Origin of the sequence: Flavobacterium sp. AG291, assembly GCF_003350375.1 — a bacterium.
GTDB lineage: Bacteria > Bacteroidota > Bacteroidia > Flavobacteriales > Flavobacteriaceae > Flavobacterium > Flavobacterium suzhouense.
Genome location: NZ_QQAR01000001.1, coordinates 279,379 through 294,984, shown reverse-complemented (window position 1 = coordinate 294,984; position 15,606 = coordinate 279,379). Strand labels below are relative to the sequence as shown.

Genomic DNA, 15,606 nt, shown 5'->3' with positions numbered 1-15,606 from the left:
TATAATTAAATCGCATATTTTTACGGCATATTTTTTGCAGGAAAAATTTTACCAACCATCCAACCATGAAAAAAATACTTTTAACTCTTTTAGCAACCATCCCATTGCTAAACCTGACTGCGCATGCACAGCAAAGCCGTAGTGAAGAAATCATGAAACTAGTAACCGATTATTATCTCCTGGAAAGAGAAAATATTCACGTTCAGTTCGACAAAAACGCCTTTATGACCAACGAGACCATCTGGTTTAAAGGATACGTATTTCATCGCAAGATAAATGCTCCTTCACCCAACACAACTAACATTTACGCATCATTAATGGATGACCAGGGGAAGATTATCGAAACAAAGCTTCTTTTTGGCAACAGGGGTGGATTTACAGGTTTTTTTAAACTTAACAGCAAATTCAATTCCGGCAAATATTACCTACAGTTTTACACCAACTGGATGAATAATTTTTCGGAAGATGACTCCGCCGTTTACGAGACAGCTGTTATTAACCCTCAACAAGGATCAGGCACAGCTTTAGCAAAAGCCGACCCCTCTAAAATCAATATTGACATAAATCCTGAAGGAGGAAAAATAATAAGCGGTTTATCCAGCACTATTGGTATACATGTAACAGATTGCAATAATAATCCGTTAGCCATATCTACAGTTGATATAGTAGATGGATCCGGAAAGATATTTAAACAGGTACAACTTAACAAGCTTGGCTTTGGAAAATTTGATCTTCCTGCAAATGCATCTACAAACTATAAAGCTGTAGTAACAATTGAAGACGTTAAGCACGAAAAAACTTTTCCTGTTGCTGATTTAACCGGTATATCACTCGAAGTGAACAATTATGCGATCGCTGATAAAACAATGATAAAAGCTCGCACTAATAAAGCCACTATTAATCTACTTAACAAACAGCCAGTATACATGTTGGTGCATCAGGATGCAAAAACAGTGATAATGGAACTGAACCTGAACAATGCCAATTTTGAACAAACTCTTATTATCCCTAATGCAGATTTATCGCCGGGAATGAATACCATAAGGATATTAGACAGTAACCTCATACAACTTTCTGAGAGGTTATTCTTTAATTATCCCAAAACAGGACTTACGGTAGATATTACTAAAACAGAACAATCGGCTACCAAGCAAAAGTATCAGGGAAAAGTTAACCACTCTAATATGAACTTAAGTCTAACAGTGTTACCTGAAAACACAATAAGCTTTGATGACACTAACGACATCTATGGTTCATTTCTGTTATTACCCTATATACAAAACCAGCATAAAGCTTCCGGAAGACATTATTTCACAACACTTTCTAAGAACAAACTCTATGAGCTTGATTTATTTCTGATAAATCAAAAAAGTAAATACCAATGGATAAACATTAAACAAAATCCACCTAAAAGCAATTATCCTTTCGACCTTGGCCTTACTCTAAAAGGAACCATACCATCCGGCATAGACAGTAAAGGTGGCCGTATAAGACTATATTCACTTACTTCAGGCATTGACGAAAATACTGAAGTAAATGACAACAGAGAATTTGAGTTCAAAAATCTTGTTATTGACGATTCTTCTTACGTAAACTTTACATTGATAAAAAGAGGACTTAAGCCTAAGGAAATTACAATCACACCGCAAATTTTGAATGGGTCACGCAAATTTAACAAACCATACAAACCGGAGCCTCATTTCTATACACCTCAGTATAATGATGAAACATTTAAAAACCCGAATATTTTTAGCGACAATACATCAATAGAACTTGAAGAAGTAAAGATTGAAGGTAACGCCTTAAAATATGCCAATAGTTATGGTAATGGTGATTTAAGGGGATACAAAATATCCGATTCTAATGCCAATTCATATCAAACCTTACTCCAGTTTATTAAAACCTACGGAGGCTTTTATATCAATGAGAATCATGCAACAGGGCAATTAGACATATACACCCGTACGATTAACAGTGTAAATGCGGCACAGGCAAAACCTATTATTTATCTTGATAATTTTCAGCTGATGGATTATTCCATGCTTAGTCTTATACAAACATCAGAAGTTGATGAAATTTACATGAGCTCAACCGCCATTGTACCATCAATTCGAAATTTTCAGGGTATGATAAAAATTTACCTTAAAAAGGGTGTCAGACCAAGATATTTAAAAAACAACACTCCCGATATTGTTGTCAAATCCGGGTTTGAAAAACCTAAACTTTTTCAAAATGTAACCTACAACAGTGTAGATGATAAAGGTTTTGAAAACTTCGGCATTATTGACTGGCAACCCAATGTTTGGAGCGACAATAAAGGTGAATTCAGCATTTCGATTCCTAAAATGACTTCGAAACCCATGAAAGTTTTAATAGAAGGCTTTAGTGCTGACGGAAAACTAATATCCGAAATAAAGACGATAGACCCTAAAAGCTAATATATAAAGAGGCCGTTTTGAAAAACGGCCTCTTTTCGTTTAACGATTCTCTATTATATATACTTCATCTTTCCCATGATTTTTTGAAAGCTGAGAAGCTTTTTTGGTCATGTATTCTCCATTTTTTACATTTTTGATATAATACTCGTTCGCTCCTCCACTTGGAATAAGAGACCATCGCTGACAATCATCGTTAATTGTGGGCGACATGGTTGAAATAGTACAATCAAAATACTCCTGGGTTTTATAATTCTTAATCGCATAAATATCTCTTTCCGAATCTTGCTCAAAAATAAAAAGACATGTATTGCTGTCATAATGTGCTGTCATATGTGTAGCTCTATCTGTCCTGTACTCATTATTGGCTTTATTACGTAAAGAACGTTTAGATATTCTGCTTTTTTCTTTAATAGGACTCGTATAATGTATTTCAGCCCATTCATGGTTTCGAACTGCGTTTGTAGCTATCTCACTAAAATTAAGATTCTTGGCAAGGTTCCATAACGTTGCATCATTAGCGCCATACCCTCTTGTTATGAAGTTTTTAAACTGAAGATCAATAAGCCCTTGCTGCATTCTCGCATTAATAAAAGGTAAAATAAAACCTGATACTTCAGTATTAAAAAACACGATATTTGGATCCGTTGAAGTTAAATTACCTGTGTCACTAAAACAAAAGCGGTGCCTTACCCCTTTGGCATATTCAGTTTTCCAGTCTTTATTACCGCTAAGGCAAAATATAAATTTACCCCTCATATCGGCTATTTTAGGCCATCCATGATTACGTATATTATCAGCCAAAGATGCATTAGGGTCATATCCCCTGTTCTTCTCAAATAACTCCCCAGGCTTAAAAATGAGACTTTCATCAAAATAACATTTCAGATAGGTATCAATTTCGTCATTAAAACCATCATAGCCACCTTCTTTACTTTTTATATCTAATGTTATTAAAACAGGATAATGGTTTTTGTTAGCCAGTCCGTTATGCCAATTCTTAAGCTCATCAAGGTATTTTTTCAAAATTGTTTTACCCGGCGTAACGTGACTTACCGTAAAATATGTTTCCGGTATGCTTTGAAATGGTGTGTAATTAGCTGAATGTCTCCAGATATCAAATTCAAGGCCCAAACAGCCTGAGTTATAGGGATGATCGGGATGAAAAGTAAGTTGTTCCCCAATAGTCTCATTACGTTCATAGCTGTTATGAGAAGCCTTGAACATAATCTGATCGTACCTTAAGTTGTCATACATAAATTAGTAATTTAATAGTTAGGATTTCAAAATTATCTCATTTTAAAACACTGACTACAAGTACAATTACCTGATTTACATATAAAAAAACAGAAGCAACTAAAAGCTGCTTCTGTTGAAAATTTATTTAATCTTATAATTTCAATGCTATATTGGTAATTCCCAATTATAGTCTTTCATATTTACAACATCCATGAAGTTTTTCAAAATCTTCATCTTTTGCTTTTACTTTATCTGTATCATGTCCCGCTTTAGCAATTGCTGCATGAACATCATCAATACTGCATTTGTTTTCATCTATGATTAAATGCATATCGTGATGATCCTGGTGCCACTGCGCCGATTTAACTCCTTTAACACTATAAGCGGCAGCTTCAATTCGCTTTTTACACATCCCGCAATTACCATTTACAGGAATTTCATAAGTAGCATTCTTTTTCTTTTCCTGTTTTTTCTCCTGTGCCTGCACTGCAAAACCTACAAGTGTTACAAGCATTATTAAAATTAATTTTTTCATGTTAAGTGGTTTAGTTGTTATTTTATTTTAAATCGTATTCCTGCATAATACATTTGTCCAAAAATAGGCGCATAGATAATTGAAGTGTCAAAATATGAGCCAAAAGGATCATCTGCACCTAAAATAGCTTTCTTTTGCTGATAATTACCTAAGTTCTCTGCCCCTACATAAACCTCAAAAACACTTGAAAATGTTCTGGTTACCTGTGCATTCATTAACGAGAAAGATGGAGAATAATTGCCCATTTGCTCATCTACAGGATTACTGCCCGTATAAGGCAAACGCTGTTTACCCATCCAGTTATAGGTAAAATCAAACTTCCATTGTTTTCCTCCGTCAACTATATGTGTTTCATAAGCCAAGTTAGTAAAGAAACGGTGTTTAGCCTGCAGTGGTCTTTCCTGCATTCCGGTTGTATATTGTGTCTCAATATCGTAATATTTATAGGCTGTACGAACATTAAAATGATGAGTTATCTCATAGTTCAGCTCCAGTTGAAGACTGTTTGCATACGACTTCCCATCAAGATTATAGAACAACACCTGTTGTGGTGAAGCAAAAAGATCGACAACTGCCTGGTTCTGAAAATCTGTTCTATAAAAATCAATCACAAACTCCGTGTTTTTACCAAACAATGTAAAGCCCTGAATAAAACTCAGACCATAATTCCAAGCAATTTCCGGATTAAGTCCGTATAATTTACCTCCATTGTTCGCAATGGTAAATGTTCTTGAGCTACCGAAAAGTGACTGATTTTCAGCAAAGATATTTGCTGCCCTTTTACCTCTTCCGGCCGATGCCCTGAAGGTTCCTTTTTCCCATGGATTGTAACGCAAATGCATTCTTGGTGTCACAAAAGCCCCAAGACGGTTGTGCACGTCAAAACGTCCACCAAATACCACGGTAAAATCGTTAGCATTATCATAGGTATACTCAAAGAAAGCACCAACAGAATTATCTATCCTGCTATAATCAATAGCATTAACGAACTCGCCATACTTATCATAAGTAAAGTTAAGGCCGGTAGCAAAATTATTTCTTGTATTGGTAATGATTGAATTAAAGATAAGGTTTGAGTAAAAACTCTTCTGATCGATGTCATAGGTCCTGAAACCAAAATAAGACTCCTGTTTGTGCCAGTTGAAAGCTGATTGTAAACCGATACTCTGAAAAGGCATATCAGGAAACACATAACCCAGCTTTCCCGAAAAATCTACTTTATCAGTATTGATTTCTGAACCCCAGTGATTAGTCGTGAATTTGTCGGTATCAGGATCGAAGCCGAGTTCTCCGGTTTGCTTTTCATCACGCATATATCGCGCGTTGATGAAGCCAACCCAGCCTTTCTCCATATCGTTGTATTGCCAACGGTTCATGATATTAATTTGTTTTCCAAGCGGATTATCCAGAAAACCATCATCATTCATGTCATTTTTACTTACTCTGGCATTGCCGTGAACAAAAAGGCTGCTGCTCCATTTGTCGGAAAATTTCTTATTGAAATGGGTATTCAGCTCAAAACGGCTATCGGTAGAACCATAGGCATTCAAAAAGAAAGGTATATCATTAACAGGCTTAAGTAATTCATAGTTTATCTGTCCTGAAATACTTTCATAACCATTAACAACCGGACCGGCTCCTTTAGTAATCTGGATGCTTTCAACCCATGTACCAGGAATAAAAGAAAGTCCATAAACCTGCGAAGCACCACGCACAGCCGGAATATTCTCTTCTGCTATAAGAAGGTACGGACTGGTAAGTCCCAGCATTTTTATCTGACGGGTACCTGTAAGCGCATCCGAAAAGCTAACATCAATAGAAGGATTGGTTTCAAAAGCTTCGGCAATATTACAACAGGCAGCTTTAAGCAATTCTTTACTACCCATAGTCACTACGTTTGTTGCTTTAACATGGCTCCGCTCAAGGCTTTTACGGGTCTTATCTACCACAACCTCATTAAGATCACTGCCCTTAGCAGGTTTCATTTTGTGGGTAATATATTGAGGCGAAACTATATCAAGCGTATCGGTAGGATATCCTAAATAGCTAATTAAAAGTCTTTTGTGTTCCGGAGAATATGGAATTGTAAATGTACCGTCTTCTAAGGTTGATGAAGAAATAGTAGTATTAAGCCAGTTTATGCCGGCCCCCGGAAGCGGAAGATTCTGCTCATCAAGAACTTTACCGCTTAATGTTTCCTGTGCCTGTGCAAATGATACGCACAGTAGCAACAATAAATATATTTTACGCATAAAAAAAGTTATATCATTAATAATCGTTCGATTCCTCCTAAAAGGAAACTAATTATAATGTATAACTCAGGCGTAGAAAATGTATTGGCAGTATAACTGGAATAAAGGCGGTGCATGAGCCTCACAATAGAAAGAAGGTGACTCATGGTTAATTACAGGAGTATATGTAGCAAACTGGGCAGGTTTCCACTCCTCTAACGTATAAAATGCGCTAAGATCTAATTGCAGCGATTTAACTATAATGTTATCAGCTTTGTCGTCCTGCAGTTTTACAAGATCATTTTTACAGCATTTTTTATGGCTTTCTGAAGCTTTTGCACAACAGCTTTTTGACTCTTCCTTATGATGGTCGTTACAAGGTTCGTCTATTTTATAAGCTAACGAAACCGACGAAACTTCATCATGACAATAATGCACATTGATAGCAAACCCCATATTGGAAGCCAATATCAGGAACGCTAAAAGTATACCTATGTGCTTATTAAATTTCATACCGTGACAAATGTATATATTTTCTATTAAAAGCGGACAGCCTGACAGCCAATAAAATGCATAATGTGGGAATTTTATATTTTCCAACCATAAAAACATAAGTGGAATAGTGTTTGTCGTAATTTTGTATAAAATAATTATACATCATGACATTCGAAGAATTAAAACCAAAAGTTACCGACATACTTCACCACGACAATACGCTAAGAGAAGATAAATTATTACAGCTTTGCCATCTTTTACGTGATAATATTGACTACTACGACTGGGTAGGCTTTTATTTTGCCAATGGCGATAAACCGGAACTTTTATTGGGACCTTATGCCGGCGAACCTACGGATCATACCGTAATTCCTTTTGGAAAAGGCATTTGCGGACAGGTGGCGGTTTCTAACCAAAATTTTGTAGTGCCGGATGTTAAAGCACAGGACAACTATATAGCGTGCTCTTTTACGGTAAAATCTGAAATCGTAATTCCATTATTCGTAAACGGAAAGAACATAGGGCAGATAGATATCGACTCAAACGTACTGGATCCGTTTACCGAAAGGGATGAACGTTTCCTTGAGTTTGTAAATGAAGAAGTAGCGAAACTTTATAATTAGTTATAAAGTTGAAAGTTGGAAAGTTAAAAGTCGCTGAATCACATAGTAACAAAACTTTATAACATTAAAACTTTACGACTTTCAACTATACAGGGTTGCAAGTCAAAAAATATTGATTACCTTTGCAGCCGTATAGGATAAACTTATACATACATAATAATCATTTAAATAATATTAGCATGTACTTAACTAAAGAAGTTAAAGCGGAAATTTTCGCAAAACACGGTAAAGCTGCAACTAACACCGGTTCAGCTGAAGGTCAGATTGCCCTTTTTACATTCAGAATCAACCACCTTACTGAGCACCTTAAGAAAAATCGTCATGATTACAACACTGAGCGTTCTCTTGTAAAACTGGTAGGTAAAAGAAGAAGTCTTCTTGATTATTTGAAGAAAAAAGATATCAACAGATACCGTGAGATTATCAAAGAACTAAACATCAGAAAATAATCGAAATGAGAAGAGGTGCCCGCGCGCCTCTTTTTATTTTTATATAATGCAGAAAAAGTTTTGGTTTTTCATTGGGTACTAAACAACTACACGACAACAACACACTAAACAACCCATTGTTTAATCAAACGAATTAATTTATGATTCCTAACGTAATTAAAGAAATCATCGATCTGGGAGATGGACGAAGCATCTCGATCGAAACAGGTAAATTAGCGAAACAGGCAGATGGATCTGTGGTAGTACAGATGGGCAACTCTATGTTGCTTGCAACTGTAGTATCTGCAAGAACTGCTGCTCCTGGTATCGACTTTTTACCACTTACGGTAGATTACCGTGAAAAATTTGCCGCTGCAGGGCGTTTCCCTGGCGGATTCTTCAAACGTGAAGCAAGACCAAGTGATGCAGAGGTATTAACCATGAGATTGGTTGACCGTGTATTACGTCCGCTATTCCCTGATGACTACCACGCTGAAACGCAGGTAATGATCCAGCTTATGTCTCACGACGAAGAAGTAATGCCTGATGCACTTGCAGGTCTTGCAGCTTCTGCTGCACTTGCTGTGTCTGACGTTCCTTTCTATACACTTATCTCTGAGGTACGTGTAGGACGTGTAAACGGACAGCTTATCATCAACCCTAGCAAAGCTCAGCTTGCTGAATCAGATATCGACATGATCATCGGAGCTTCTGCTGATACTATCGCGATGGTTGAGGGTGAGATGAAAGAAATCTCTGAAGCTGAAATGGTTGAGGCAATTAAATTTGCTCACGAAGCTATTAAACTTCAGGTTGCTGCTCAGGAAAAATTAAGAGCTGCTATCGGAAAAGAATTCAGAACATACGAGCCTGAAGCAAATGATGACGAAGTAAAAGCTAAAGTTTACGAACTTGCTTACGATAAATTCTTCAACATCGCTAAAGAAAGTTCTGCTAAGCATGAGCGTTCTGAGAAATTTGCTGAAGTGAAAGAAGAAGTTAAAGCTGCCTTTACAGAAGAAGAACTTCTTGAAAAAGCAGAGCTTATCTCTAAATATCTTTACAAATCTCAAAAAGAGGCTGTAAGAAATGTTATCCTTGATCTTGGTATCCGCCTTGATGGAAGGAAAACAACTGAGATCCGTCCAATATGGTGTGAGATAGATTATCTTCCATCTGCACACGGATCTTCAATCTTCACAAGAGGTGAAACTCAGGCGCTTGCTACTGTAACTCTTGGTACATCTCGTGAGGCTAACATCATCGACCTACCGTCTGAACAAGGTGAAGAGCGTTTCTACCTTCACTATAACTTCCCTCCTTTCTCTACAGGTGAAGCTAAACCGCTAAGAGGTACTTCAAGAAGAGAAGTTGGACACGGTAACCTTGCACAACGTGCACTTAAAAACATGATTGCTGACGAGAACCCATATACTGTACGTGTAGTATCTGAAGTATTGGAATCTAACGGTTCATCTTCGATGGCTACGGTATGTGCGGGTACGCTTGCACTTCTTGATGCAGGTGTGAAAATGAAAAAACCGGTTTCCGGTATCGCTATGGGACTTATCTCTGACGATGCTACAGGACGTTGGGCTGTACTTTCAGACATCCTTGGTGATGAGGATCACTTAGGAGATATGGACTTTAAAGTTACAGGTACAGCTGATGGTATCACTGCTTGTCAGATGGACATCAAAATCGACGGTCTTAACTATGAGATCATGGAACAAGCCCTTAACCAGGCTCGCGACGGACGTCTTCATATCCTTGGTAAACTGACTGAAGTTATCGATACTCCAAGAGAAACTGTTAAGCGTCACGCTCCAAAAATTATTACAGTTACTATTCCTGGTGCATACATTGGAGCACTTATCGGACCTGGTGGAAAAGTTATTCAGGAACTTCAGAAAGCTTCAGGCACAACTATCGTTATCAACGAAGTTAATGAGCAGGGAGAAGTTGAGATCCTTGGTACAAGCCCTGAAGGTATCGACATGGTACTACGCAAAATTGACTCTATCATCTTCAAACCACAGGTTGGCGAAACATATAGCGTAAAAGTTATAAAAATGCTTGACTTTGGTGCGGTAGTAGAGTACATGGATGCTCCGGGTAATGAAGTATTGCTTCACGTATCTGAGCTTGCATGGGAACGTACTGAAAACGTAACTGACGTTGTGAATATGGGAGACGTATTTGATGTAAAATACATTGGTATCGATCCTAAAACAAGAAAAGAAAAAGTTTCAAGAAAAGCATTACTGCCTCGCCCTCCAAGGGATGAGAACGCTCCTAAACGCGAAGACCGTGGCCCTCGTGACAACAACCGTGACAACCGTGGCGGTGGAAAAAGGGATAACCGTGGATCAAGAGATGACAGAAACTCTCGCGACCGTGGCCCAAGGGAAGAGCGCAGGAATGATGCTCCGCAAAATGAAAATAATGGTGAAACTCCTCAGGAGTCTTAATCATCCTTAAAAGGTTAATTATAAAAACCCTGTTACTGAAAAGTGACAGGGTTTTTACTTTTACCGTATTTACAAAAAAGTTGCATCTTTGCAGCCTAATCAAATTATAATGTCTGCTAAAGCTGCCGCTACCCGACTCAACATACTGCAGAAAGCCTTTGGGCTTGTGTACCAGAACGGCTACCGCACTACCAGCGTAGACGAGATTATTGCTACAACACAGGTTACAAAGGGTGCTTTCTTTTATCATTTTAAAAACAAGGACGAAATGGGTCTGGCGATGATAAATGAAGTTATGGTTCCCGGTATGCAGGGAGCATTGATAGGCCCGCTTTCCGATAGCGATGACCCTGTTACCGAGATTTATGCCATGATGCATTCGCTACTCATGGAAAACCCTTTTTTCATTGTGAAATATGGCTGCCCGGCCGTTAATCTGGTTGAAGAAATGGCTTCTCACAATGAGGCCTTTCAATCGGCTTTAATGAAGCTTAACAACCAATGGCACGAAGCTATAGCTACTTGCCTGGAAAAAGGCAAAACTTCAGGAAAAATAAAAAAAGACACTGACAGCAAGCAGGTTGCCTACTTCATTATGGCAGGTTATGGAGGCATCAGAAACCTTGGTAAAATCTATGGAAAAGAGAGTTACAAAGGCCATTTGGAACAGCTTAAATTTTACCTTGAAACACTGATATAATTTTTTTTTCATAAAAACATACTAATTAGTATGTTTTTAATATATCTTTGCATCATCAATCAAAAATCACAGTTATGCATCAATCACTTCTTGTCGCACATTCCCTGTTCAGGTGGGCGGTTCTTATCGCTCTGCTCTTTTCAATTTATAAGGCATGGCAGGGACATCGAAAATTATTGCCGTTTACTAAAACAGACAATTCCTTACGTCACTGGACAGCTACTATCACGCATATTCAGTTATTACTAGGAATTATACTGTACACCCAGAGTGCGGTTGCCAAAGCAATGGTCTCTGAAATAAAAAATGGTTGGAGCGACCCTGTTTTCTTTGGCCTGGTACACTTAAGCCTGATGCTTACCGCTGTTGTTTTTATTACAATAGGTTCGGCTAAAGCCAAAAGAGTCTTATCAGACAGTGACAAATTCAAAACCATGCTCACCTTTTTCTTAATAGGGCTGTGCATCATTCTCATTGCTATTCCGTGGCCGTTTTCACCATTGGCACAACGTCCTTACCTAAGACATTTTTAATCATGACACATTTATTCAAAACCAATATTGGCCGTCTCAGGATATTGGGATTTTTAGAAGGCCTGTCACTATTAGCACTTGTATTTATTGCTGTACCCCTTAAATACTTTTCGCAGGATCCATCACTTGTAAAAGCAATGGGACCTATACATGGTGGACTTTTTTTGTTGTTCATTTTCAATGCGCTGAGTGTTGGCGTAGAGCAGCAATGGAAATTTAAAGAAACAACATGGAAAGTATTACTTGCCTGCTTTATACCTTTTGGCACATTTTACATTGACCGTCAACTACTGGCTAAAATCGCAGCACCTAAACAATGAAATCAGGAATAACATCCCTACTAATTTGTTTTATTTTAATAGCGTGTTCGCCTAATAATAGTAAAGAAGGCTTTTCAAAAAACAATATAAAGTTCCCTGATTCATTGACATCCTTCCAATTGTTTAAAGGAAACATGGCAGATTTAGTTCCCGCTGACAGCGTTCAGGTACTTGAACTCTCCTCTACCCTGTTTACAGACTATACGGAGAAACAACGGTTGCTAAAGCTGCCAACAGGAACATCAATAAAGGGAAAAGGTGATGGCCTTCCTGATTTTCCTGACGGAGCTATACTAGCTAAGACTTTTTATTATACCGCAGAACAAACAGAAGGGAAGAAAAAAATTATAGAGACCCGCATTTTACAAAAGAATAACGGCTTATGGAATGTCGCTACTTACAAATGGAATGAAGCCCAAACGAATGCTTTTTTAGTAAACGATGGCGATAAAGTCCCGGTAACTGTTACCCTACCTGATGGCGAAAGAAAACAGATAAACTATAAGATCCCTACCGTATATGACTGTTATGATTGCCACAGAAACAATAACGAACTAACGCCCATTGGCCCAAAACTTCGTAATCTCAATGTAGATGTTTTCATTAAGGGAAAAGCGACTCCCCAATTACAATTACTGAGCAATAAGGGATTGCTTTCGTTAAAAGGACATGAAAAAACAGCAAAGCTGCCATCATATAAAGATGGCAGCCTCACTATAGAAAAACGTGCCAGGGCATATTTTGAAATAAACTGCGCCCATTGTCATAACCCTAACGGATTCGCCGGGGCTTACAGCCTTGATCTGCGGTATGAAAATGAATTTGAAAACACAGGTATTTTTTTCAACAAATGGAATATAGAGCACCGAATGACTGTTAGGGATATGCCTAAGCTGGGAACAACCATAGTTGACAAAGAAGGCCTGAAACTTGTTCAGGACTACCTTAAGACCCTAAATAAACAATAAGATTCATAACCCTCAAAATTTACAAATACAATGTTGCTTATAAAAAAATAATCCCGAAATTAGAATTTTAATAAAACAACACTACAATGGCAGACACAGCCCGCTTTTTAGAATCCATTACTTCAGGTTACCAGCCTAAAGGCTCATCAATAACGCTTGGTACCGCAATGCTTAACGAAACCCCTGTTGAAGGCGCATTTGTGAAGATTCCGATAAAGACCATGAACCGCCACGGACTCATTGCCGGAGCTACAGGTACCGGTAAAACCAAAACCTTACAGGTGCTGGCAGAACAGCTTTCTGAAAATGGCATTCCTGTACTAATGATGGATATAAAAGGCGATTTGAGCGGTATTGCCAAAGCTGCCATAGAACAACCATTCATTACCGAAAGACACACAAAAATAGGATTGCCTTATGAGGCAAAAGCTTTTCCTGTAGAGCTGATGTCATTATCACATCAGGATGGGGTAAGACTACGCTCTACAGTGTCTGAATTTGGCCCCGTACTGTTTTCAAGAGTATTGGGATTGAATGATACCCAGACCGGTGTTGTAAATGTGATCTTCAAGTACTGCGACGACAATAACATGCCATTGCTTGATTTGAAAGACATTAAAAAAGTACTGCAATACATTACCGATGAAGGCAAAGCCGAAATCGAAAAAGAATACGGAATGATCTCGACTTCAACATCCGGAGCAATACTTCGCAAAATAATTGAGTTGGAACAACAGGATGCCGACTTATTCTTTGGCGAACTGTCATTTGACATTCATGACCTGATGCGCATAGACGATCAGGGGCGTGGTTATGTAAACATCATCCGCCTTACTGATATCCAGGATAAGCCTAAACTGTTCTCTACATTCATGCTTTCGCTATTGGCGGAAATCTACAATACTATGCCCGAAAAAGGTGATGCCGACCAACCGGAGCTGGTAATATTCATTGACGAAGCTCATCTTATTTTTGATGAGGCAACTAAAACATTGCTGGATCAAATCGAGACCATCGTAAAACTGATACGTTCTAAAGGTGTGGGTATCTTCTTTGTAACCCAAAACCCTACCGATGTACCTAACGGCGTACTGAGCCAACTGGGACTAAAAATTCAGCATGCGCTTCGCGCCTTTACCGCTACCGATCGCAAAGCTATTAAACTTACCGCTGAGAACTATCCTCTATCTGACTTTTACAATACGGATGAGATAATCACTCAGTTAGGAACCGGTGAAGCCCTTGTTACCGCACTGAGCGAAAAAGGAAATCCTACCCCACTTGCGGCTACGATGCTACGCGCACCGATGAGCCGTATGGATATTTTAACCGCTGATGAAATTGCTCAACTGAATGCTTCCTCAAAACTGGTTAAAAAATACAGCGAAGTTATAGACCGCGAAAGTGCCTGCGAGATCCTGACCCGTAAAATGGAAGCCGCATTGCAACAAGAGGCACAGGCAGAACAACAAAAAGCCGAAGAGAAAGCCGCTAAGGCAGTTCCTAAACAATCAACTTCTACTATGGGTGGCACTATTGAAAAACAGATCATCAAGACTGTTACCAGCGCTACGTTTATAAGGGGTGTGTTTGGGGTATTGAATAAAATGTTTGGGAAGTAAAAACATTAAACATAAATATAAAGCTCCTATACAGGGGCTTTTTTATTTTATCTAAAAATATTTTTAATCCCCTACGCAACCTTTTTCATTTTCAATTACTAAAGGGTAAATCAAAAAAGTAATTATTATGAAAAAACATTTCCTTGTGGCTTTTACAGCCCTATCAGTTTTAGCTTCATGCTCGGATAGCGATACCGAAAACATGAGCCCGAATGAGTCTCCAGTGACACTTCAAAAAACTATTACTTATTTTCCTGCATTGGAAAATTTTGAGACACGTAATGTAAAATACTATGACAGCAATATGCATATTGTTGCGGATAGCACCTATGATGCCAGCGGCAATTTCATCTGGCGTAATGTACACACTTACACTGCAAGCAATTATACCGTAGACAAAAAAGACACTGAAGGAACAATCATTGCTTCTGCCGCTGAAGAATATGACACACAAGGCAGGCTGATTGCCTTTTTTAATTATGGCGATCATTATGAATACACGTATGAAGACAATACCGTTTCAGTAGATTATTACGACCCGGCCGGCGCATTTATCAACATAGGTGTTTTTATGATAAACAATGATGGTAATATAGAGTCGCATAGTGAATTAACGGGCGACATTATCAGCAATGCTACCGCCCTGCAATTTAACGGTAATACCAAGCCTGTTGCGCTAATGGCTCAGGGAATTACAGGCCCTATGGAACAGATAGGCACTTTCACGTATTATCCTAACAACATGCCGGCTATGCTTCAAAAGTCTACAGTACAGATAAACAACGAAGTGCTTAAAGCCCTTAAACTGGAATCTTCAGCATTATTAGGCAACTATTTTTTACAGGATTTTACAGTTGCAGGTAATCCTTACTACCATTCTGACATAGTATTCAATCCGGTTTCAGGAATGGAAGGATATCCGCAGAACCAAACTGTATCCATCCAGGGGCAACCATTCTGCTATATTGATTATTTTTTCCAGAATTAAACCCTAAATACTTAGCTT

The 15,606-nt window shown here is 38.3% G+C and carries 14 protein-coding genes; 10 read left to right on the top strand and 4 right to left on the bottom strand.

What is annotated here, in order from left to right:
* Positions 1-65: 65 nt before the first annotated feature.
* Entirely contained in the window at positions 66-2,438 is a 2,373-nt protein-coding gene (locus tag DEU42_RS01355; protein ID WP_114756483.1) for a hypothetical protein, read from the top strand.
* Between the two features lie 39 nt (positions 2,439-2,477).
* On the opposite strand, the gene DEU42_RS01350 is transcribed toward DEU42_RS01355, so the two are convergent.
* The 4 genes from DEU42_RS01350 to DEU42_RS01335 all read right to left on the bottom strand — a co-directional run bounded on the left by DEU42_RS01350 (position 2,478) and on the right by DEU42_RS01335 (position 6,953).
* On the bottom strand, positions 2,478-3,692 hold the full coding sequence (locus tag DEU42_RS01350) for a Ca2+-dependent phosphoinositide-specific phospholipase C (protein ID WP_114756482.1): 1,215 nt from the start codon (positions 3,690-3,692) through the stop codon (positions 2,478-2,480).
* 166 nt (positions 3,693-3,858) lie between these two features.
* Positions 3,859-4,209, bottom strand: a complete 351-nt coding sequence (locus DEU42_RS01345; protein ID WP_114756481.1) for a heavy-metal-associated domain-containing protein — start codon at positions 4,207-4,209, stop codon at positions 3,859-3,861.
* Between the two features lie 17 nt (positions 4,210-4,226).
* Positions 4,227-6,461, bottom strand: a complete 2,235-nt coding sequence (locus tag DEU42_RS01340) for a TonB-dependent receptor domain-containing protein (RefSeq protein WP_114756480.1) — start codon at positions 6,459-6,461, stop codon at positions 4,227-4,229.
* Between the two features lie 66 nt (positions 6,462-6,527).
* A complete protein-coding gene (locus tag DEU42_RS01335; RefSeq protein ID WP_147278040.1) occupies positions 6,528-6,953 on the bottom strand; it encodes an HYC_CC_PP family protein in 426 nt (141 codons plus the stop codon).
* A 146-nt stretch (positions 6,954-7,099) separates the two neighbouring features.
* Between DEU42_RS01335 and DEU42_RS01330 the strand changes: the two genes are divergently transcribed.
* The 9 genes from DEU42_RS01330 (at position 7,100) to DEU42_RS01290 (ending at position 15,588) form a co-directional block, all read left to right on the top strand.
* A complete protein-coding gene (locus DEU42_RS01330; RefSeq protein WP_114756478.1) occupies positions 7,100-7,558 on the top strand; it encodes a GAF domain-containing protein in 459 nt (152 codons plus the stop codon).
* 179 nt (positions 7,559-7,737) lie between these two features.
* Positions 7,738-8,007: a 30S ribosomal protein S15 gene (gene rpsO, locus DEU42_RS01325; RefSeq protein WP_114756477.1), complete on the top strand. Its 270-nt coding sequence runs from the start codon at positions 7,738-7,740 to the stop codon at positions 8,005-8,007.
* A 140-nt stretch (positions 8,008-8,147) separates the two neighbouring features.
* A complete protein-coding gene (locus DEU42_RS01320) occupies positions 8,148-10,457 on the top strand; it encodes a polyribonucleotide nucleotidyltransferase (RefSeq protein ID WP_114756476.1) in 2,310 nt (769 codons plus the stop codon).
* Between the two features lie 109 nt (positions 10,458-10,566).
* The gene (locus DEU42_RS01315) at positions 10,567-11,157 is read left to right on the top strand and encodes a TetR/AcrR family transcriptional regulator (RefSeq protein WP_114756475.1); all 591 of its coding nucleotides are present in this window, start codon (positions 10,567-10,569) and stop codon (positions 11,155-11,157) included.
* A 74-nt stretch (positions 11,158-11,231) separates the two neighbouring features.
* Positions 11,232-11,690 (top strand): hypothetical protein, encoded by a 459-nt coding sequence (locus tag DEU42_RS01310; RefSeq protein ID WP_114756474.1) that lies wholly within the window; start codon positions 11,232-11,234, stop codon positions 11,688-11,690.
* 2 nt (positions 11,691-11,692) lie between these two features.
* The gene (locus tag DEU42_RS01305; protein WP_114756473.1) at positions 11,693-12,010 is read left to right on the top strand and encodes a DUF3817 domain-containing protein; all 318 of its coding nucleotides are present in this window, start codon (positions 11,693-11,695) and stop codon (positions 12,008-12,010) included.
* A gap of 134 nt (positions 12,011-12,144) precedes the next feature.
* The gene (locus DEU42_RS01300; RefSeq protein WP_114756472.1) at positions 12,145-12,978 is read left to right on the top strand and encodes a hypothetical protein; all 834 of its coding nucleotides are present in this window, start codon (positions 12,145-12,147) and stop codon (positions 12,976-12,978) included.
* 86 nt (positions 12,979-13,064) lie between these two features.
* Positions 13,065-14,600 (top strand): helicase HerA-like domain-containing protein, encoded by a 1,536-nt coding sequence (locus DEU42_RS01295; RefSeq protein ID WP_114756471.1) that lies wholly within the window; start codon positions 13,065-13,067, stop codon positions 14,598-14,600.
* Between the two features lie 127 nt (positions 14,601-14,727).
* Entirely contained in the window at positions 14,728-15,588 is an 861-nt protein-coding gene (locus DEU42_RS01290; RefSeq protein WP_114756470.1) for a hypothetical protein, read from the top strand.
* The last annotated feature ends 18 nt before the right edge of the window (positions 15,589-15,606 follow it).

Coding starts and splice junctions, on each gene's coding strand:
- DEU42_RS01310 (WP_114756474.1), top strand. CDS start 11,232: ATGCATCAATCACTTCTTGTCGCACATTCCCTGTTCAGGTGGGCGGTT.
- rpsO (WP_114756477.1), top strand. CDS start 7,738: ATGTACTTAACTAAAGAAGTTAAAGCGGAAATTTTCGCAAAACACGGT.
- DEU42_RS01300 (WP_114756472.1), top strand. CDS start 12,145: ATGGCAGATTTAGTTCCCGCTGACAGCGTTCAGGTACTTGAACTCTCC.
- DEU42_RS01295 (WP_114756471.1), top strand. CDS start 13,065: ATGGCAGACACAGCCCGCTTTTTAGAATCCATTACTTCAGGTTACCAG.
- DEU42_RS01355 (WP_114756483.1), top strand. CDS start 66: ATGAAAAAAATACTTTTAACTCTTTTAGCAACCATCCCATTGCTAAAC.
- DEU42_RS01345 (WP_114756481.1), bottom strand. CDS start 4,209: ATGAAAAAATTAATTTTAATAATGCTTGTAACACTTGTAGGTTTTGCA.
- DEU42_RS01315 (WP_114756475.1), top strand. CDS start 10,567: ATGTCTGCTAAAGCTGCCGCTACCCGACTCAACATACTGCAGAAAGCC.
- DEU42_RS01350 (WP_114756482.1), bottom strand. CDS start 3,692: ATGTATGACAACTTAAGGTACGATCAGATTATGTTCAAGGCTTCTCAT.
- DEU42_RS01320 (WP_114756476.1), top strand. CDS start 8,148: ATGATTCCTAACGTAATTAAAGAAATCATCGATCTGGGAGATGGACGA.
- DEU42_RS01330 (WP_114756478.1), top strand. CDS start 7,100: ATGACATTCGAAGAATTAAAACCAAAAGTTACCGACATACTTCACCAC.
- DEU42_RS01290 (WP_114756470.1), top strand. CDS start 14,728: ATGAAAAAACATTTCCTTGTGGCTTTTACAGCCCTATCAGTTTTAGCT.
- DEU42_RS01335 (WP_147278040.1), bottom strand. CDS start 6,953: ATGAAATTTAATAAGCACATAGGTATACTTTTAGCGTTCCTGATATTG.
- DEU42_RS01340 (WP_114756480.1), bottom strand. CDS start 6,461: ATGCGTAAAATATATTTATTGTTGCTACTGTGCGTATCATTTGCACAG.
- DEU42_RS01305 (WP_114756473.1), top strand. CDS start 11,693: ATGACACATTTATTCAAAACCAATATTGGCCGTCTCAGGATATTGGGA.